The sequence below is a fragment of the Olleya sp. KKT75 genome (genome assembly GCF_055635485.1).
The window spans coordinates 785599-805274 of record NZ_CM145759.1; the positions used below are offsets into that span (position 1 = coordinate 785599).

Annotated in this window: 15 protein-coding genes; 7 read left to right on the forward strand and 8 right to left on the reverse strand. The window is 32.5% G+C overall.

Annotated elements, in window-relative coordinates; translation table 11 throughout:
* Nucleotides 1–16 precede the first annotated feature (16 nt).
* On the reverse strand, nt 17–2173 hold the full coding sequence (locus ACZ2G2_RS03520; RefSeq protein ID WP_090837943.1) for a carboxy terminal-processing peptidase: 2157 nt from the start codon (nt 2171–2173) through the stop codon (nt 17–19).
* A 155-nt stretch (nt 2174–2328) separates the two neighbouring features.
* On the opposite strand from ACZ2G2_RS03520, the gene surE reads away from it, so the two are divergent.
* From surE to ACZ2G2_RS03545, 5 genes are read left to right on the forward strand one after another with little or no spacing between them, the layout of a single operon-like run.
* A complete protein-coding gene (gene surE, locus ACZ2G2_RS03525; RefSeq protein ID WP_470393992.1) occupies nt 2329–3105 on the forward strand; it encodes a 5'/3'-nucleotidase SurE in 777 nt (258 codons plus the stop codon).
* The gene (locus ACZ2G2_RS03530) at nt 3095–3376 is read left to right on the forward strand and encodes a hypothetical protein (protein ID WP_101204077.1); all 282 of its coding nucleotides are present in this window, start codon (nt 3095–3097) and stop codon (nt 3374–3376) included. The genes surE and ACZ2G2_RS03530 overlap by 11 nt, the downstream gene beginning before the upstream one ends.
* Nucleotide 3377: 1 nt before the next feature.
* Nucleotides 3378–4493 carry a lipid-A-disaccharide synthase gene (gene lpxB / locus ACZ2G2_RS03535; protein WP_282069133.1) on the forward strand — a complete coding sequence of 372 codons (1116 nt, stop codon included), beginning with the start codon at nt 3378–3380 and terminating at the stop codon, nt 4491–4493.
* A gap of 8 nt (nt 4494–4501) precedes the next feature.
* Nucleotides 4502–5098, forward strand: a complete 597-nt coding sequence (locus tag ACZ2G2_RS03540) for a C40 family peptidase (RefSeq protein WP_470393994.1) — start codon at nt 4502–4504, stop codon at nt 5096–5098.
* A 20-nt stretch (nt 5099–5118) separates the two neighbouring features.
* Complete coding sequence (locus ACZ2G2_RS03545) at nt 5119–7149, forward strand: ComEC/Rec2 family competence protein (RefSeq protein ID WP_470393996.1); 2031 nt, start codon at nt 5119–5121, stop codon at nt 7147–7149.
* Between the two features lie 6 nt (nt 7150–7155).
* Here ACZ2G2_RS03545 and ACZ2G2_RS03550 read toward each other — a convergent pair whose 3' ends face one another.
* From ACZ2G2_RS03550 to ACZ2G2_RS03565, 4 genes are all read right to left on the reverse strand, one after another.
* A complete protein-coding gene (locus tag ACZ2G2_RS03550; protein WP_470393998.1) occupies nt 7156–7707 on the reverse strand; it encodes a thioredoxin family protein in 552 nt (183 codons plus the stop codon).
* A 102-nt stretch (nt 7708–7809) separates the two neighbouring features.
* Complete coding sequence (locus tag ACZ2G2_RS03555) at nt 7810–9594, reverse strand: peptide MFS transporter (protein WP_470394000.1); 1785 nt, start codon at nt 9592–9594, stop codon at nt 7810–7812.
* Between the two features lie 73 nt (nt 9595–9667).
* A complete protein-coding gene (locus tag ACZ2G2_RS03560) occupies nt 9668–11221 on the reverse strand; it encodes a peptide MFS transporter (RefSeq protein ID WP_101204082.1) in 1554 nt (517 codons plus the stop codon).
* A 29-nt stretch (nt 11222–11250) separates the two neighbouring features.
* A complete protein-coding gene (locus ACZ2G2_RS03565; RefSeq protein WP_470394002.1) occupies nt 11251–13437 on the reverse strand; it encodes a S9 family peptidase in 2187 nt (728 codons plus the stop codon).
* A gap of 147 nt (nt 13438–13584) precedes the next feature.
* Between ACZ2G2_RS03565 and ACZ2G2_RS03570 the strand changes: the two genes are divergently transcribed.
* Nucleotides 13585–14883, forward strand: a complete 1299-nt coding sequence (locus tag ACZ2G2_RS03570) for a hydroxymethylglutaryl-CoA reductase, degradative (protein ID WP_470394004.1) — start codon at nt 13585–13587, stop codon at nt 14881–14883.
* Nucleotides 14883–15788 carry a GYDIA family GHMP kinase gene (locus tag ACZ2G2_RS03575; protein WP_470394006.1) on the forward strand — a complete coding sequence of 302 codons (906 nt, stop codon included), beginning with the start codon at nt 14883–14885 and terminating at the stop codon, nt 15786–15788. The genes ACZ2G2_RS03570 and ACZ2G2_RS03575 overlap by 1 nt, the downstream gene beginning before the upstream one ends.
* Before the next feature lie 75 nt (nt 15789–15863).
* Here ACZ2G2_RS03575 and ACZ2G2_RS03580 read toward each other — a convergent pair whose 3' ends face one another.
* The 3 genes from ACZ2G2_RS03580 to ACZ2G2_RS03590 all read right to left on the reverse strand — a co-directional run bounded on the left by ACZ2G2_RS03580 (nt 15864) and on the right by ACZ2G2_RS03590 (nt 19613).
* Nucleotides 15864–18005: a peptidylprolyl isomerase gene (locus ACZ2G2_RS03580; protein ID WP_090837967.1), complete on the reverse strand. Its 2142-nt coding sequence runs from the start codon at nt 18003–18005 to the stop codon at nt 15864–15866.
* A gap of 132 nt (nt 18006–18137) precedes the next feature.
* Nucleotides 18138–19427 (reverse strand): hemolysin family protein, encoded by a 1290-nt coding sequence (locus tag ACZ2G2_RS03585; RefSeq protein ID WP_470394008.1) that lies wholly within the window; start codon nt 19425–19427, stop codon nt 18138–18140.
* Nucleotides 19428–19613 (reverse strand): hypothetical protein, encoded by a 186-nt coding sequence (locus ACZ2G2_RS03590; RefSeq protein ID WP_090837971.1) that lies wholly within the window; start codon nt 19611–19613, stop codon nt 19428–19430. It abuts the gene before it with no gap.
* Between the last annotated feature and the right edge of the window lie 63 nt (nt 19614–19676).

Sequence of the window (19676 nt, forward strand, 5' to 3'; positions counted from 1 at the left end):
ATAGGACCGATAGACCTTAGTCTTTTATGGTTGCTACTTTTTTAATTTCGTAGGTCATTTTTAAGTCGTTAAGCACATTAATAGCTTCTTCGACATAAACATCTTTACTTAAATTTTCGTGCCACCTGTTACGCTTATCACGTAAGATTGTGTCTTGTTCAAATAACTTTTGCTCATATGGTAATGATTCAAAAGTCAAATTAGTTTTATAATCGGCAATAGCCTCAAACTGTTTTGCTTCTTCCTCATTCAACTTTAACTCAGCTTTATATTTCTTGTAATTAAGTGAATAATTATTATCATCCATTTTAGTTTTAGCCCATTTAGCACTGCTTTCAATAAGCTTTAATTGTGCATTGTTTTCCATACGACTTTTACTATTTGCGATAGTTGTATCGTAATCAAAATAGCTATTCCAAACTTCATATTCTACAGGTGTAATTTTATCCCAAGCTAACGGGTTTTCTTGATCACGCTCTCCAATGTCGATAAAGCTATAACGATCCGGAACTACCACATCACTTTTAACACCTTCTAATTGTGTAGACCCACCATTAATACGGTAAAACTTTTGACGCGTTAATTTTAAAGCACCCAAATCTCCGTGAGAACTGTTACGCACCATACGGTTTAAATCCAATACGTTTTGTACTGTTCCCTTCCCATAAGTTTGCTTACTTCCAATAATAATAGCACGTTTGTAATCTTGCATAGCTGCAGCTAAAATCTCTGATGCAGAAGCAGACAGCTCATTAACCATAATTACTAATGGCCCATCCCAAATAATAGATTTATCAGTATCTGATAACACCTCTTTAGGCTCGTCCGTAGATCTTACTTGTACTACTGGTCCATCTTTAATAAATAATCCAGCCATATCAACAACTGTTCTTAAAGACCCACCTCCGTTGTTACGTAAGTCCAATACTAATCCTTCTATACCTTGTTCTTTTAAACGTTCAATTTCTAACTTAATATCGCTAGATGCATTTCTGCTTTTATAGTCTTCAAAATCCACATAAAATTTAGGTAAATTAATCACACCATAATTTTTGTTATCCTTTTTAACTATCGATGATTTTGCATACGTTTCTTCAAGCTCAACAATATCTCTAGTAATAGCAATATCTTCAAAAGAGCCATCAACTTTTTTCATAGTTAAAATAACCTTAGTTCCTTTTGGGCCTTTTATTAATTTGATGGCATCGTCAATACGCATACCTACCACACTAATCGCTTCTTTTTCTTTGTCTTGACGTACTTTAACAATTAAATCTCCAACCTCAATCTTTCCATCTCTCCAAGCTGGTCCTCCAGAAATCAATTCTACAATCTTAATGTAGTCCATTTTCTTTTGCAGTCGCGCACCAATACCTTCTAACTTACCAGACATTTGTTGGTCAAAACGATCTTTATCTGTTGGCGCCATATAAGATGTATGTGGATCAAACTCCTCTACTATTGTATTAACATACATAGCAAACCAGTCTTCACGTTCCATATCATCTATATAATCTGTAAAATAATTATCTAGTGTTTTTAAAGTTTCTGCTCTTGACTCTTCTTCAATTTCTTTTAAAGACTTTTTTACAATAGGCTCTTTTACTTCAGCTTCAGCTTCATCATCAGTTTTTGATTCACCATTTTGCTGATCAATCAACATATCATAACCAGATAATGTATTAAATTTTAATTGTTGTCTCCAACGTTCTTTTAAAGCCTTCTTGTTTTTTACAAATGCTAAACTCTCGTAATCTGCATTATAGTCTTCGTCTTGCTCATAATTAAATGGTTTAGACAAAATACTTTTATAATACTCTTTTGCATCCTGCTGACGTTGTATTAAACGCTCATAAACCATATTAAAAAACGAAATATCGTACGCTCTCAATTGGTCATCAATTTCAGTTTCAAATTTCTTGAAATCATCAATATCTGATTGTAAAAAGTAACGTTTTAATGGGTCAACTAACTCTAGGTAGTCTGAATAGATTTCAGCAGAAAATGCATCATTTAATTCCTTTGGTTCAAAGTGGAGTTGATCTAATGCCAACGTTATGATTTGAATCAGTAATTTATCTTTATCAGGATCATCATCTACTTTTGCAGTAAAGCTGCAAGACCCAAATGCTAATAATAGCACTAGTAATATTATATTATATTTCCTTTTCATCTGTTCTTTTTAAATTTTTACGAGAAATTTCTACTAAAGTAAAGAAAAAACCATGCCAATAAAACCTAAAGCAGCTAATTTTTTGTTAAACCGAATAAATTGAACAGTTCCGAGAGATTTTGTGTATTTTAGCTACGTAAATAAAATCCCCTTTTATGAGTAAAAAACCACTGATTTTAATCACTAATGATGACGGAATAACTGCACCAGGAATTTTAGCTTTAATTGAAGTTATGGAAACCCTTGGAGATGTTGTAGTTGTGGCTCCCGATAGTCCTCAAAGCGGAATGGGTCATGCCATAACATTAAACAATGTATTGCATTTAGATAAAGTTTCTAAACCTGGTGACAAAACTTTACAATATAGCTGTTCTGGAACACCTGCCGACTGTGTTAAAATTGCAATTAACGAAGTACTAGACAGACGACCAGACCTTTGTGTATCCGGTATTAACCACGGTTCCAACAGTAGTATAAACGTTATTTACTCGGGTACGATGAGTGCCGCAATAGAAGCTGGTATTGAAGGTATACCTGCTATCGGGTTTTCTTTATTAAACTATAGTTGGGACGCCGATTTTGAAGCTTCAAAAAAGTATATCAAGCAAATTGCAGAAAACGCGCTTAAAAATAAAATTGCTGAAGGGATTATTTTAAACGTCAACATTCCCGATTTAAAAAAGAAGGAATTAAAAGGAATTAAGGTTTGCCGACAAGCAAAAGCAAACTGGAAAGAAAAATTTGATAAACGCCAAACACCTCAAGGTCGTGATTACTATTGGCTAACGGGTGAATTTGCAAATTACGATAAAGGCACTGATACAGATGAGTATGCTTTACAAAACGGTTACATATCTGTAGTACCTGTACAATACGATTTGACTGCACACCATTATATGCAACACTTAAACACGTGGCAATTTGAAAAATAAAAAAGACATTATAATTGGATTTATTCTAGGTATACTTTGCACCTGTGTTGGTGTGATACTATATATTGTTTTGTTTTCAAAGTTTGGAATTGAATCTACTATAAAACAAGCATTACAATTTAAATTTGTTGGTAAGTTGGTTAGTCTTGGCGCTTTGCTTAACTTAGGATTATTCTTTCTGTTTTTAAACAGAAAGCAGGACGACAAAGCAAAAGGTGTTTTAATGGCCACACTAATAATTGGACTAATTTTTATAATAAACAGACTATAATTTGAAATATTATATCATAGCTGGCGAAGCCTCTGGAGATCTACACGGTTCTAACCTAATGAAGGCACTGCAAAAACAAGACGTTAATGCAACGTTTAGATTTTGGGGAGGCGATTTAATGGAAAACGTTGGAGGAACTTTAGTAAAGCACTATAAAGCATTAGCTTTTATGGGGTTTTCTGAAGTTATAATGAATTTAAGAACCATTGCTAAAAACTTATCGTTTTGCAAGACTGATATTGCTAATTATAATCCAGACGTCATTATTTTTATAGACTATCCTGGTTTTAATTTACGTATTGCCAAATGGGCAAAACTAAAAAACTTTAAAACACATTATTATATATCACCACAAATTTGGGCTTGGAAAGAAGGACGCATAAAAGCCATCAAAAATGATGTGGATGAAATGTATGTTATACTTCCTTTTGAGAAAGATTTTTACGAAAAGAAACACAATTATCCAGTTCACTTTGTTGGACACCCCTTAATTGATGCTATTTCTGACAGAACACAAGTTGACGAGTTTGAATTTAGAAAAGCACATGGTTTAAGCGACAAACCCATAATTGCATTACTACCAGGAAGTAGAAAACAGGAAATAACAAAAATGCTGTCCGTAATGCTTAGTGTTGTGGACGACTATCCAAAATACCAATTTGTAATTGCTGGAGCACCAAGTCAAGATTACGATTTTTATAAAACGTTTATTAAACAAGCAAACGTTCATTTTATAAGCAATAAAACCTATGATTTATTAAGCTTATCTACTGCTGCACTAGTCACTTCTGGAACCGCAACTTTAGAGACAGGCTTATTTAAAGTCCCTCAAGTGGTGTGTTACAAAGGTAGCTGGGTGTCTTACCAAATTGGTAAACGCGTGGTTAATTTAGAATATATAAGTCTTGTTAATTTAATATTGAATAAAAAATCTGTTACCGAATTAATACAAGGCGACTTTAATACTAAACGTTTGAAGACAGAATTAGATCGACTTTTAAATGATTATGAACGTACCAAGTTTTTTGTAGACTATTACGAATTAGAAAAAAAATTAGGTGGTAAAGGCGCTAGCCAAAACACAGCTAAGTTAATTTTTGATGCCATAAAACTATAATTTTTACAATGAAAAAAATTGCCCTACTCCTACTTATAACTACAATTTTATCTTGCGGAAGTTCTAAAAGCAAACATGTTGTTACCAAAAAATCAGAATCTAAAACAACAGCTCAAACAGAAACCAAACGCAATAGAAAACGACCAACCAGAAAACCAACACATACAGAAACACCAGAAACTAACACAACACCAACCTATCCAACAATTAAAGCTACTAGCCCAAAAATAGCTAACATAATAAGTAGCGCTAAAAGCTTTGAAGGCGTTAGATATAAATACGGTGGAACTACTAAAAAAGGGATGGATTGTTCTGGATTACTATATACTGCGTTTGGATCTGAAAACGTTGATCTACCAAGAACATCAAGCGCAATGGCGCAACAAGGCGACTGGATAGATGTTAAAGAAGTAGAAGAAGGTGATTTACTGTTTTTCGCAACCAAACGTAATAGCAGAAAGATAAACCATGTCGGATTAGTAACCTCTTCACGACCAGGACGTGTTGAGTTTATACACTCTAGCACTAGCAAAGGCGTCATGACCAGCTTATTGTCAGAACGTTACTGGTACTTTGCTTTTGTACAAGCACGTCGTGTATTGTAAGAAATTGCTTATATTGAAAGATGAAATTATTTCATTTTTCAATTATAAAATTTACATTATGCTTAATTTTAGGTATTTTACTGGCTAAATTAATTACAATTAGCACTAGTTATAGCTTTATTCTAGCTGTAATTTTTACTGCAATTACTGTCTTGCTATATTTCATATTAAAAAAGAAAAAGCGTTTTGTTTTTATTTATGGGATCTCAACCTACTTAACCTTTCTCTTCTTTGGTCTTTTTTTAACTAATATTAATGAAGATCTGCGTGATGTCAGTCATTTTTCTCACGCAATAAATGAAACCACTACTAGTAAAATCATAAACTTTCGGGTTAGAGAAACTTTAAAACCAAATGCGTACAGTCATCGTTATTATGTCAACATTTTAAACGTAAACACTAAGCATGTTAGTGGAAAAGCATTATTAAACATAAAGAAAGACAGCATACATTCTGCTTTACCTATTGACGCCATCTATACAACCAACGTCAATTTAACCAAAGTTAAAGCACCATTAAACCCAGATCAATTTAGTTATAAAAACTACCTTGATAAGCAACAAGTACATTACCAATTGTACGCCGACCACACTACTATTTTTAATTTACCACATACAAGCACGTCTTTATTTGGTTATGCTGCGACATTCCGAAACTATATAAACACACAACTAACAGCATACAAATACACAAAAGATCAACTCTCGATTATTAATGCCTTAATTTTAGGACAAAGACAAAACATTACAAAAGCAGTTTATGATAATTACACCAATGCTGGCGCTATACATATTTTAGCTGTATCTGGATTACATGTTGGAATTATACTTTTACTATTAAACTTGATATTTTCTCCACTAGAGCGATTAAAACACGGAAAAACTATCAAGACTATTATTCTGTTAATACTACTATGGACTTATGCTTTAATTGCGGGCGGTTCTGCCTCGATAATTAGAGCAACAACTATGTTTAGCATTGTTGCTATTGGTATAAATCTAAAACGTCCTACCAACATTTATAACACCTTAGCAATTTCCGTTTTTGTTTTACTGCTAATCAAACCTAACTTTTTATTTGATGTTGGATTTCAATTAAGTTATGCTGCAGTAATAGCAATAGTAAGCTTTCAACCCATACTAGAACAGTTATGGACCCCCAAATACAAATTACCTAAACTACTGTGGCAAACACTAACCGTTACTATAGCTGCACAATTTGGGATAATTCCTATTAGCTTGTATTACTTTCATCAATTTCCTAGTTTGTTTTGGTTGTCCAATTTGATTGTAATCCCCTTTTTAAGTATGATATTAGGACTTGGATTGCTGGTTATAACATTAGCCTTATTAAGTGTCCCTAAAAGCTTTATATCGGATGTTTTTGGATTAGTTATTGATTGGATGAATCAATTTTTTGGTTGGATTTCTAGCCAAGAAACCTTTTTAATTCTTGACATACCATTTACAGTAGTGCAAGTTGTGGTTTCTTATGTTTTTATATTTATGATTTACAAATTGTATCATTACAAAAACTACAAATGGATGCGTCTGACTTTAGTTTCGATTATACTTATACAACTGACTTATATCCATAATTATTATCAAACAGAAGGAAGTCGGTTTTTAGTATTTCATAAAAACAGAAGTACAATCATTGGACAAAAACACGATAATCGTTTAACAATATATTCCGACATAGAACACGCTGAATCAAACACCATAATTAGAAGTTATGCTGTTAAAAACGCACTTAACACTACGACATCAAAACCCTTAAATTCTGTTTACAAACTAAAAAACAATTATGTATTAGTTGTTGATAGTCTTGGCGTTTTTGATATTAAAAAGAAGACTGTGGATTATGTACTTTTAACCCAATCTCCAAAACTAAATTTAGAACGCTTAATAGATAGCTTGCAACCAAAAGGCATTATTGCGGATGGTAACAACTACAAATCTTATATAAACAAATGGTCAAGCACTTGTAAAAAACGAAAACTCCCATTTTACCAAACTGGTAAAACAGGAGCTTTTATAATAGACTATTAAAAGTGTTTATGCATTGTTTTTAAACTCTGCTATAAATTCTTTATTGTATTTATCAAACTCTGATTGTGTTTTCATATCTAAATGCTTATTAGACTTGAACATCTTTAAATATAGCTCTAATTGTTGTGGCGTTTTATATCCCGAAACTGGTGCTATTAGCTGCGCATTCTCGTCAAAAAACAATAATGTTGGATAGGCTCTTATACCCAGACCGCGTGAAAGCTCATGAGCCGAGTTTCTTTTTTTTGCTTTTGCTGGATCATATCTTGGGTTTTTATAAGTCTTCCCTTTAAAGGTAATTTCATCATCACCTTCCGCATTAAATTTTACCGCATAATAATGCTTATTTACATAAGTCACTAAATCCTGATTAGTAAACGTTCTAGCATCTAAAAGTTTGCAAGGACCACACCAAGATGTGTAAGCATCCATTAATATTTTTTTTGGTTCTGTTTTTTGAAGCTCTACCGCTTCTTCCAAAGTCATCCAATTAATTTCTTCTTGAGCAATAGTATTTACTGCAAACAGTAATGTAAAGGCTAAAAATATGTTTTTCATTATATAGTTGTTTTGTTTTGTATTTGCAAATAGCGTTCCAAATTTACAAAAAAAAGAAACGCCCCAAATATGAGGCGTTTTATTTATGGTAATTATAACATGTTATCTAACACCGTGCATTAATTTTTTAAGTAATGGGTTTAAAATAGCCGATATAATACCAACTACAATTGGTACAATTGTAAAAATTAAAAAGAATGTACTTAATGAATGTTCTTCAGAAATTTTATCAATCATTCCTCCCATATTCCCTGCTGCTTTTTGACCGATAGCAATTGCTAGATACCAAATACCAAACATAAAACCAATCATACGCCCAGGAACCAACTTACTTAAATAAGATAAACCAATTGGCGAAATACATAACTCTCCCATAGTATGTAGCAAATAGGCTAATATTAGAAAAATCATACTTACGGAAGCTGTTTTTGCACCTTGATCAATTCCTAAAGTACCAATTACAAGTACACCAAAACCTAATCCTAATAATACTAAACCAATACCAAATTTCATTGCGGCACTAGGGTTGTATTTACTTTCCCACCATTTAGAGAAAAATGGAGCCAATGTTATAATAAAAAATGAATTTAAAATACCAAACCAAGTTGCTGGCACTTCTGTTCCTTCTTTACTAAATTCATTATCTATTTTATAAATAACAATTACCCATAGAAGGACAAATGACAATGCCAATACAATGTTTGAAACCGCGATTTTAGTATATGTTTTCTTGAATAATAAATATAAAACCCATGAAATAATTGCCAATGGACCAACCGTTAAAATTAAATCCACAATTTTAAAAATCATTGCAGAACTACCAGCAAGTGCTCTAGATGTATAATCTCTTGCAAAAATTGTCATAGACCCTAAAGACTGCTCAAAAGCAGCAAAGAAAAATACTGTAAACACTCCAAAGATTGCTACTGCAATAATCCTATCCCTAATAACCTTAGTGTATCTAGAAATTCTTGTGGTAATCAAAAACAAAAACATAGCTAACGATGCCAAAATAAGAACTTCAGAACCTGTAAAATTCCCAACAGAAAAAGGTACTAAATCCATACCTGATATTTTTTCTAGAGGGTCATTAATAAGATATAATAAACCACCAATAGAAGACAAAACAATTAAAATCTTGTCTAACATCGTAAACGGATTTAATTGATCTTCAACTGGCGTAGTAATATCAATTGTAACACTTTCTTCATTAATATTTTGAGGTAGTTCTACCTCATGAACTTTTGATGGTTTTTCTCCAATAGAACCGAAAAAATCTTTAGCCATCCAAAATTGAATTAAACCAAATAGCATAAAAATACCCGCTAAACCAAAACCGTAACTCCAACCTTCATTTTCAGCTAAATACCCACAAAGCATCATACCAAAAAATGCACCTGCATTTACACCCATATAATAAATGGTGTAAGCGCCATCCTTTTTAGATTCTTTCCCTTTATACATTTCAGAAATCATCGAAGTCATATTAGGCTTAAAAAAACCTGTTCCCACAATTAAAAGTCCTAAACCTATATATAATGATGCAGGTGTTTCAAAGACCATAGATAAATGACCCAACATCATAATAAAACAGCCTATTATTACAGCCCATTTATATCCTGTAAACTTATCTGCAATCCAACCACCAAGTATTGGCGTTAAATAAAGTAATGCTCCATAAGTACCTATTAAAGATAATGCATGTTCTCTAGGCCATTCCCAACCCGGATTATCACTAACAATAGGTGCTGTTAAAAACAATACTAATAGAATACGCATTCCGTAGAATGAAAAACGCTCCCACATTTCAGTAAAAAATATTATAAATAATCCAGCTGGATGCCCTATAACTTTGTCTTTAAATAGATTTTCAATATCTGTATTCATGATAAAATTTAGTTAGTTAAAAAAAGAAAACCCCACAAAGTAAAATTTGTGAGGTCTTTATATTTAGTTATTTTTAATTGTCAGCTAATTCAAATCCTTCAGCTTCTTCGTTTTTTAATATTCTTTCGCTTTCTTCAGCGCCATGTGTTAATCTTTTTAATGGTTTTAACATTGCTATAAATAACAAACCAATAATTACTGTAAAGATTACTATACCTGAAAAGATTGCCAACTCACCATATTCACTAGCAGACTCTCCGACTATACCTGCAACTTTATTTCCTAATCCAGTAGCAGCAAAATAAACTCCCATCATTAAAGAGGCATATTTTACCGGTGCTAATTTAGTAATAAAAGATAATGCCACTGGAGATATACATAACTCTCCAATAGTATGGAAAAAATAAGCTAATACTAACCAGATCATACTAGATGTTCCTGATTTTTCAAATTCCATTGCTGCAAACACCATAAATAAAAACCCAAAGCCCATTATAATAATACCTAAAGCCATTTTAAATAATGACGATGCTTCCTTACCTTTTAATTTGCGTTTAGCCCATACACCTGCAATAAACGTTGCAAATAAAATAATGAATCCAGCATTTAAACTTTGAAACATTACTGTTGGAATTTGCCATCCAAATAACATTCTATCTGTTTTTGTATCTGTATATAAATTCATTAATCCTCCAGCTTGCTCAAAAGCACCCCAGAAAATTATTACCATAATAAAAGATAGTAATAAGACTAAGAAACGATCTTTAAACACTTGACTATCTAATTCTTTATAAATCATCATTAATAACGCTGTTATTGCTGTTAAAAAGATAAATAATAAACCAAATCCCCATTCTAAAGTATACCAACCATATACTGATGCTGCAACTAATATACCTACAATTGTTAATTGCTTAGGAGAACTGAATAATTTAGAATATAATTGACCATAAGACACTTCATTTGAATCGCCAGTACTAGGTACAAAATTACCTACTTCTTTTAAATACTTTTGACCGTATAAGTAATTTATCAAACCTAAAACCATTACAATTCCAGCTAATCCAAAACCTGCATGCCATCCCCATTTAGCGACAACTCCACCAACAACCATAGTTGCTAATAGTGACCCTAAGTTAATACCGATATAAAATATACTAAACCCTTTATCTCTTCTAATATCCCCTTCTTTATACAATCCACCAACCATTGTAGATATATTCGGTTTTAATAAACCAACACCTAAAATAACTAGTCCTAAACCTGTATAAAAGGCCCAAATATCAGTTAACACCAATACAGCGTGACCTAAACACAAGACAATAGCCCCGAGTAACACTGCTTTTTTCTGGCCTATTAATTTATCCGCAATCATCCCTCCAGGAATAGACATAACATATACTAACATAGTATACCATCCATAAAGTGCTAAAGCTTCTTGACTTGTCCAACCTAAACCAGCACCTCTATCGTCTCCAATAGTAGCTGTTGTCATATAAAGTACTAAAAGTGCTCGCATTCCATAATATGAAAAACGTTCCCACATTTCGGTTAAAAACAAAATATAAAGACCAATTGGTTGTCCAAACAGTTCTTTTTGATGTGGTTGTAAAGCTTTACTTGACATATTAAATATTTTAGTTAGTTAGTTTTATTTTAAAGTTTGTCTCCTAATGTACGATTAATAAAATTCGTCATTTTTGTATACAAGTGTAATCTTGTGTTTCCACCATAAATACCATGGTTTTTGTCAGGATAAATCATCCATTCAAATTGCTTGTTAGCTTGCACTAAAGCTTCCACCATACGCATTGTATTTTGCACATGCACATTATCATCTCCTGTACCATGAATTAATAAAAAGTCGCCTTTTAATTTATCCACATGGTTTATTGGTGAGTTGTCATCATACCCACTAGCATTTTCTTGTGGTGTAGTCATGTAGCGTTCTGTATAAATTGAATCATAAAATCTCCAGCTTGTCACAGGCGCTACTGCAATTGCCATTTTAAAGACATCATTACCTTTAAACAATGCATTACTAGACATAAATCCACCATAAGACCATCCCCAAATTCCAATTCTGCTAGAATCAATATAAGATTTTGAACCTAATAATTTTGCTGCTGCTATTTGGTCTTCAATTTCAAATTTACCTAATTCGTTTTGTGTTACTTTTTTAAAATCTGCACCTTTAAGTCCTGTCCCACGACCATCAACACATGCAACAATATAGCCTTGCTGCGCTAGCATTTGATACCAATAATCGTTAGCACTATTCCATTTATTAGCAACCTGCTGAGATCCAGGTCCAGAATACTGATACATAAATAATGGATATGTTTTAGAGGCATCAAAATTTGCAGGCTTGATCATCCACATATTTAAGTCGTTACCATTTATACTAATAGTAGAAAACTCTTTTTTAGATAATTGGTAGTCTTTTAAACCCGCAATTAAAGCACTATTATCCTTTATAGATTTTAGCACTTGTCCCGACTTAGCGTCATTTAACGTGTATAAATAAGGCGTTGTAGCACTAGAATATGTGTTTATAAAATAGGTGAAATCAGCACTAAAATCGGCATTATTAGTACCTGTTTGCTGTGTTAATCTTCTTTTTTGTGTCCCATTTAGTTTAACAGAATACACATCTCTGTTAATACTTCCGTTTTCAACAGATTGATAAAAGATTTGGTCCGTCTTAGCGTCATAACCAAAGTAAGTAGTAACCTCCCAGTTTCCTTTGGTAATTTGATTGATTAATTTCCCTTTACTATCGTAATGATAAATATGGTTGTAACCATCTTTCTCGCTAGTCCAAATAAAACTATCATCCTCTAAAAACGTTAAATTATCAGTAACATCAACATAAGCTTTATCAGTTTCGGCTACAGCCAAAGTTGCTTTATTTTTTTTAGCGTTAATCATCCATAAATCCAATTGGTTTTGATGACGATTCATAAACTGTGCGCTTAATACATCTGCATCATTAGTCCACTTTATTCTAGGAATGTAAAAATCGTCATAAGACTTATCAACTTTAACTTCGCTTAATTTATTCGATTTTAAATCAAATAAATGTAAAGACACTACCGCATTTTTCTCTCCTGCTTTTGGGTACTTAAAAACAGTTTGTGTTTGATATAAATCTTTACCATACACATCCATAGAAAATTCTGGAACATCTGTTTCGTCAAATCTTATAAAGGCTATTTTATTACTGTCTGCATTCCAGTCAAATGCACGTACAAAAGCAAACTCTTCTTCATACACCCAGTCAGTAATACCATTAATAACTTTGTTTTTAACGCCATCAAAAGTAAACTGTGTTATTTTACCTGACACTAAATCCTTAACGTAAAGGTTGTTATTTAATCCAAAAGCAATTTTAGTCCCATCCGGAGAAAATGTTGGCTCTTGTATTTTATCTTCAGATACTAAAGTGGTCTGTTTTGTTTTGGTATTATAAACATAATAAATACCTAAAGACGAGCGTCTAAAAATAGACTCTTCTTCCGTAGCCAATAACACTTGGCTCTCGTCTGCACTAAACGTATAATCTGTAAAATATTTGATGGCTTTTAGATCTGAAGAGCTAACTAGTGTGTTAACTTTTTCTAAAGTTTTATAATCATAAATATCTATTGTTGTTCCGCCTTTTGTTCTATCAAAATTTAAAACAGAATATTGCTGACCATTAGCCATCGAGTGCAAAGCGTCTAATCCTTCAGTTCTAAAGGTTCCACTCCATATTTCTTCCAAGGTAATTTGCTTATTCTGAGCAGTTAAAAAAGAGGTTGATAAAAAACAGAATAGGGATAGAATTCTTAAGATCTTCATTTAATATTAGTTATTTAATAATAGGATGTCAAGTTTACTAAAAAATACCCAAAAAACAGTAAACATTAACACATAAATCCGCAATATTATGTTAGTAAGCAAAAATTGAAAGCGTAAATAGTATCTTTGCTTTTTAAAATGAATAGCATGAGTAGATTAGTTTCCGGGTTTTCAAAATTATCTAAAACTGAAAAAGTTAATTGGTTAATAAAAAACCATTTATTTGATTATGATGGTGCAGAAAACACACTAAAACAGTATTGGAATAGCGATCAAAAGCTGCAACAATTGCATGACGAGTTTATAGAAAACACGATTACTAATTACTACCTACCTTTAGGTGTTGCTCCAAATTTTGTAATAAACGACAAAGTTTATACTATACCAATGACAACCGAAGAAAGCTCTGTTGTTGCTGCTGCTAGTAAAGCTGCTAAATTTTGGCAAACGCGTGGTGGATTTAAAACCACTGTTATATCCACAAACAAAATAGGTCAAGTTCATTTTACATACACCGGAGATTTTAAAGCTTTAGAAACCTATTTTAATGCTATAAAACCGCAATTAATTGAAGACGCCAAGCCTATTACCAAAAACATGGAAAAGCGTGGTGGCGGTATATTAGATATTGAATTAAGAAACAAGACCAACGCCTTAGATAATTATTACCAACTGCACGCTACTTTTGAGACTTTGGATGCAATGGGCGCTAATTTTATAAACTCATGTTTAGAGCAGTTTGCTAAAACGTTTACAGCTAATGCTGAAAGCACTTTACCAAAACCTGTAAATGTAATTATGAGTATTTTATCTAATTACGTTCCAGAATGTTTAGTTAGGGCTGAAGTGAGTTGTAAGGTTGAAGATTTAGCTGAAAAAGACATAGACCCAAATACCTTTGCCGAAAAGTTTGTACAAGCCGTAAAAATAGCTGAAATCGAACCTTATAGAGCGGTTACACACAATAAAGGAATCATGAATGGAATTGACGCTGTGGTTTTAGCGACAGGAAATGATTTTAGAGCAATTGAAGCAGGTGTACACGCCTATGCAGCAAGAAATGGTCAATACAGCAGTTTAACACACGCTAAAATAGAAAACGGAGTCTTTACCTTTTGGATGGAAATACCATTAGCTTTGGGCACTGTAGGTGGTTTAACTAATTTACATCCTTTAGTTAAATTAGCATTACAAGTTTTAGACCAACCCAACGCAAAAACACTGATGCAAATAGTGGCAGTTGCAGGATTAGCACAAAATTTTGCAGCACTACGTAGTTTGACAACAACAGGAATACAAGAAGGACACATGAAAATGCACTTGATGAATATCCTAAATCAGTTTGAAGCTACACTAGATGAAAAACTTAAAATAGTAGATCATTTTAAAACAAACATTGTTACACATAGCGCTGTAGTAGAAGCTATTGAAAAACTAAGAGCCTAATGGACAGTTTTTACAGTCACGGAAAACTATTACTTACTGCAGAATACGTTGTATTAGATGGTGCAAAAGCATTGGCTGTACCTACTGTTTTCGGGCAACACCTTACCGTTACACCAATTAAAACACCGCATATTGATTGGACTAGTTTTGATAATCAAAATAATGTGTGGTTTTCAGACATTATAACAATTGCCGCTATTATTAGTTTAAAAGATACAGGAAATGAGGTATCCAATAGATTAATTCAGATTTTAAATGCTGCCAAGCAACTAAATCATGAATTTTTAGATAATAATGAAGGCTTTAAAATAACGACTACTCTAGAATTCCCTCAAAACTGGGGTTTAGGCACCTCTTCTACTTTAATCAATAACATTGCACAATGGGCAAAAGTAGATCCTTATAAATTGTTAGCTAACTCTTTTGGGGGTAGCGGATACGATATTGCTTGCGCACAACATGACACCGCATTACTTTATCACTTAGACAACAAATTACCTAAAATAGAATTAGTAACATTTAATCCTTCGTTTTCTGATCACCTTTATTTTGTTCATTTAAATAAAAAGCAAAACAGCCGCGATGGTATTGCACATTACAAAGCCAATAGACATAACACAACTAAAACCATAAAGGCAATTGACACCTTAACTGAAAGTATGATAGATTGCGATACACTTACAGCCTTTCAATCTATATTAGATACCCATGAGCAGTTAATTGGTCAAATCACCAATCAAACACCAGTCAAAGACGCGTTATTTAAAGACTTTGATGGCAGTATTAAAAGTTTAGGTGCTTGGGGTGGTGATTTTATTTTAGTTGCTTCTAACACAAACCCAACAGCCTATTTTAAATCAAAAGGCTATACCACGATACTATCTTACACTACAATGGTTTTATAAAGACATAAAAAATATAACGCATAAAAAAAGCCTTTTCAAATTGAAAAGGCTTTTTTAGTTTAAAACTTAAGTCTCTTATTGTACTGTCTTTGCTCTAAAGTCTTCAATCTCTGAAGATTCTTTTAAAGCATTATATAATCTTGTTTGTACTGAGTTTAATTTCTGAGTACTTACTTGGTTAGCAAATGGTAAATAGTTTTCTAACTCAACAGCAGCTGTCTTTTTAGTTACTTGTACCATAAATACACCTGTATTACCTTTTACTAATTTAGAAGTTGCTCCTTCAGCAAGTCCAAAAGCAGTACCTACAACCATAGGTTCTGTTCCAGCTCCTGCAATTGTTGGATTTTTCATGTTAATAGCAGATGCAGATTTAACTGTTTGGTTTTCCGCTTTAGCGAAATCTTCAAGAGAAGATGCATTAACGCGATCCATAATCATTTTAGCTTTCTTTTCTTTTCTTACGGCTGGTAAAGCAGTTACTGAAGCATCTTCAACACTCATAACTCCTTTGTCTTGCATTGCAGTTAATTGTGCAATTACAATTCCTCCTGGTACATTATCAAAACGCTTGTAGTCTCCTACTTTTGTTCCATCTTCAAAAGACCAACGTACAATTTGACGTTGATTTCCTAAACCAGGAATACTTTCGTCTAATTCCTTAGCAGTCATTGGACGTACATCATAATTAGAAGTTTTAGCTACTTCTGCAAAATTACCGTTAGCAATTGCTAATTCAAAATTAGAAGCATCAGCAAATATCTTATCTTCTGTTTTAGAAGATGGTTGAATTTTTCTAGCAATAGTTGCAACCTTTACAGTATTGTCAACATTTTTCTTGTCGTCAATTCTAATAATATGGTATCCAAATTGAGATAATACTACATCAATACTTCCTTTATCATTAAAGAATAAGAAGTTAGCAAAATCAGGATCAAAAGCTGCAGGATTGTAAGTTGTTAATCTAGTCCAACCAATAACACCATCTTTACCTTTAGTACCATCCGCATTGATTTGATTGGCAACTTCTGCAAATTTAGTTTTACTGTTCTTAACTAAAGGATAAATACTATCTATCATCGCTTTAGCTTGTTCTTTAGTTCTAGTTACATCTGCACCTGCTCTTGTTGATCCAACAAAAGGAATAACAATATGACTAGACTCAATTGAATCTGCTAATCTTTTAAAATCTAAAACCTTAGTTACTTTATAGTAGTTACCATCTTTATAAGGACCGTAAGTTTGACCTGGGTTTAACTTAAAAATAGTATCAGCAATTACATTTGGTAAGCTAGACTTGTATTGGTATTTGTCAACAAATTTAAAATCGTCAGAGTTTCCATTTACAAACGCTTCGTTATCCGTAGTGTTTTTAAAACCTGCTTTATTATCTGTAGCTTTAGTTACTTCATTATAAACTTTAGAATCGCTTAATAAATCAGTAAGTTCTTTTTGCATTGCCTTTTCATCTTCTAAAGAGGCAACCTCTTTAAAGAATACATATTGAAAACCTCTTGTTGCATCCGATTGGTATGCTTTAGGGTTTTTGTTTATGTAAGATTTAATCTCTGAAGTAGATACTTTTACAGTACTATCTGCTATAGAGCTAAAAGGAACTTGTACATATTTGATATCTACTTTCTCTCCTTCTAATTTATGTTCTAATTTACCTTCCGCTAACGTTGCAGTTGTACCAGCTTTAACCATGTTAAAGTAGTTTGCTTGTAATGCGTTAGATGCTAATGCTTGCTCTCCAGAAATCCAGTTTTGGTAAGCTTCAGTAGAAGAACTTTTAAGGTTATCAATAAATAACTTTACTTTAGACTCATCAAAAACACCACCTTCGTTTAAAAACGTTGGATCCGATGCATAATTAGTTTTGATTAGGTCTCTCATCTGCTCAGACTCAACCGTCATCCCTAATTTACTAATTTGTCCGTCCATAACAATTTCTCTGACCTTAGATTCAAAAACACTGTTCATTACTTGACTAGTAGTTGCATTTGGTCCCATTTGTCTTTGTTGAAACTCAACAAGATTAGAAAATTCTGCTCTAGAAATGTCTTGACCGTTTATGGTTGCTACAACATCAGGAGACTTAGAGAATAGTGCATCTTTATTATCAAATAAACTTGATAAGATAAAAGCGAATAACGCTAATGCAATAACTAAGATTAATACAACTGTTTTTTGTCTAATTTTATTTAAAATTGCCATTTTGTGTGATAAATTTTGTGAAATATAGTGGGCGAAAATACCATTTTCTATTCAATAATAAAAGCACTTTACACAATAAATAAATTAAATGAATAGACTAATGTAAAAAAGAGTAGATTTTATAGCCTAAGCTTAGTCTTCCGACTTAATTGTAAGCTCAACTAATTCAATCTTAGTATTTGACGCTTCTAAAATTTTAAAGTCGAATTTTTCTGTAGACACGACTTCATTTTGCATTGGAATTTGCTCTGTATGATCAACTATCAAACCTCCTAGGGTTTCGTAGTTTTCGCCTTCAGGCAAATTAAGTTTATACGTTTCATTAAGATAATCCACTTCTAATCTAGAGGAGAACACAAACGTAATATCGTCTTTTTGCTCTTCAATTAAATCAATAGTATCATGCTCATCTTCAATTTCGCCAAATAACTCTTCAACAATATCTTCCACCGTCATAATACCAGATGTACCACCGTACTCATCCACTACAACTGCAATACTTTTACGTTTTTTAATTAAAACATTAAGAATGTCTTTGACTAACATTGTTTCTGGGACCAACTCTATTGGCATAATCATAGCACCAATATTTTTAGGTTTCTTAAATAAATCAAACGAATGCACATACCCTAAGATATCATCTATGGTTTCTTTATAAATCAAAATCTTAGAACATCCCGTTTCTGTAAAAACAGCACTTAAATGTTGTACAGTATCTTGAAGTTCTAAAGCAATAATTTCGGTTCGAGGTACCATAACCTCTCTTGCTTTTACTTCTGAAAATTCTAATGCATTTTGAAAAATCTGAATTTCGGAATCAATATCTTCATGTTCTTCCACACTTTCCATTTGCTCACTAATGTAATGCCCAAGCTCTACTTTAGTAAATGCTAATTGCACTTGATCACCTTCAGTTTTAAAAAACTTTTTAAGCACAACATCACTAATCCAAATTACAAAGTCAGAGACCCAACTAAAAAACACATAAAAAACATAAGCCGGAAAAGCCAATACTTTAAGTAGCGTATTAGAATAGATCTGAAAAAATACCTTTGGTAAAAATTCTGCTGTAAATAAAATTAAAAGCGTAGATAAAATAGTTTGTGACAACAGACTTAAATCCGTTAATAAATACGTCACTAAAGGATAATTACTTGGTAATAAGCTATGGAACCAATCCATCAACAAATCCCCCATAAAAAACCCGTAAATAACCAATGCTATATTATTTCCAATTAGCATGGTTGCAATAAATTTGGATGGTTTAGCAGTTATTTTCGATAAAATTTTAGCTAAAAACCCGTCTTGCTTCTTTTCAATTTCAATATGAATTTTATTAGAAGACACATAAGCAATTTCCATTCCTGAGAAAAAAGCTGACAGTAATAGACAAATTACAATGATGATAATTGATGTCACCATTTACTTGCGGTCATTGTTTTCGAACTTCTTATTAAAACGTTGTTTAAAAAAGAACATAAAAACAGCCGTTGCACCTAATAAAAGGGACATATAAGCTCTAGACTCTCCCCAACTTGCAATTGCATCATATAAAAAAAGCACTGCAAATACTAAATAAGCGTATTGAAAAAACTTAAAGGTTTTCATTAAAATAAAATTAGTGTTAAGTAAATATACTAAAAAAGTAAGCTTTATAATCTAAAGCCATTG

What these genes read in the sequence shown, in the direction of transcription:
- ACZ2G2_RS03550 (WP_470393998.1), bottom strand. Translation starts at nt 7,707, where the DNA reads ATGAAAAACATATTTTTAGCCTTTACATTACTGTTTGCAGTAAATACT.
- ACZ2G2_RS03560 (WP_101204082.1), bottom strand. Translation starts at nt 11,221, where the DNA reads ATGTCAAGTAAAGCTTTACAACCACATCAAAAAGAACTGTTTGGACAA.
- ACZ2G2_RS03580 (WP_090837967.1), bottom strand. Translation starts at nt 18,005, where the DNA reads ATGGCAATTTTAAATAAAATTAGACAAAAAACAGTTGTATTAATCTTA.
- ACZ2G2_RS03565 (WP_470394002.1), bottom strand. Translation starts at nt 13,437, where the DNA reads ATGAAGATCTTAAGAATTCTATCCCTATTCTGTTTTTTATCAACCTCT.
- ACZ2G2_RS03540 (WP_470393994.1), top strand. Translation starts at nt 4,502, where the DNA reads ATGAAAAAAATTGCCCTACTCCTACTTATAACTACAATTTTATCTTGC.
- ACZ2G2_RS03520 (WP_090837943.1), bottom strand. Translation starts at nt 2,173, where the DNA reads ATGAAAAGGAAATATAATATAATATTACTAGTGCTATTATTAGCATTT.
- ACZ2G2_RS03545 (WP_470393996.1), top strand. Translation starts at nt 5,119, where the DNA reads ATGAAATTATTTCATTTTTCAATTATAAAATTTACATTATGCTTAATT.
- surE (WP_470393992.1), top strand. Translation starts at nt 2,329, where the DNA reads ATGAGTAAAAAACCACTGATTTTAATCACTAATGATGACGGAATAACT.
- ACZ2G2_RS03585 (WP_470394008.1), bottom strand. Translation starts at nt 19,427, where the DNA reads ATGGTGACATCAATTATCATCATTGTAATTTGTCTATTACTGTCAGCT.
- ACZ2G2_RS03590 (WP_090837971.1), bottom strand. Translation starts at nt 19,613, where the DNA reads ATGAAAACCTTTAAGTTTTTTCAATACGCTTATTTAGTATTTGCAGTG.
- ACZ2G2_RS03555 (WP_470394000.1), bottom strand. Translation starts at nt 9,594, where the DNA reads ATGAATACAGATATTGAAAATCTATTTAAAGACAAAGTTATAGGGCAT.
- ACZ2G2_RS03575 (WP_470394006.1), top strand. Translation starts at nt 14,883, where the DNA reads ATGGACAGTTTTTACAGTCACGGAAAACTATTACTTACTGCAGAATAC.
- ACZ2G2_RS03570 (WP_470394004.1), top strand. Translation starts at nt 13,585, where the DNA reads ATGAGTAGATTAGTTTCCGGGTTTTCAAAATTATCTAAAACTGAAAAA.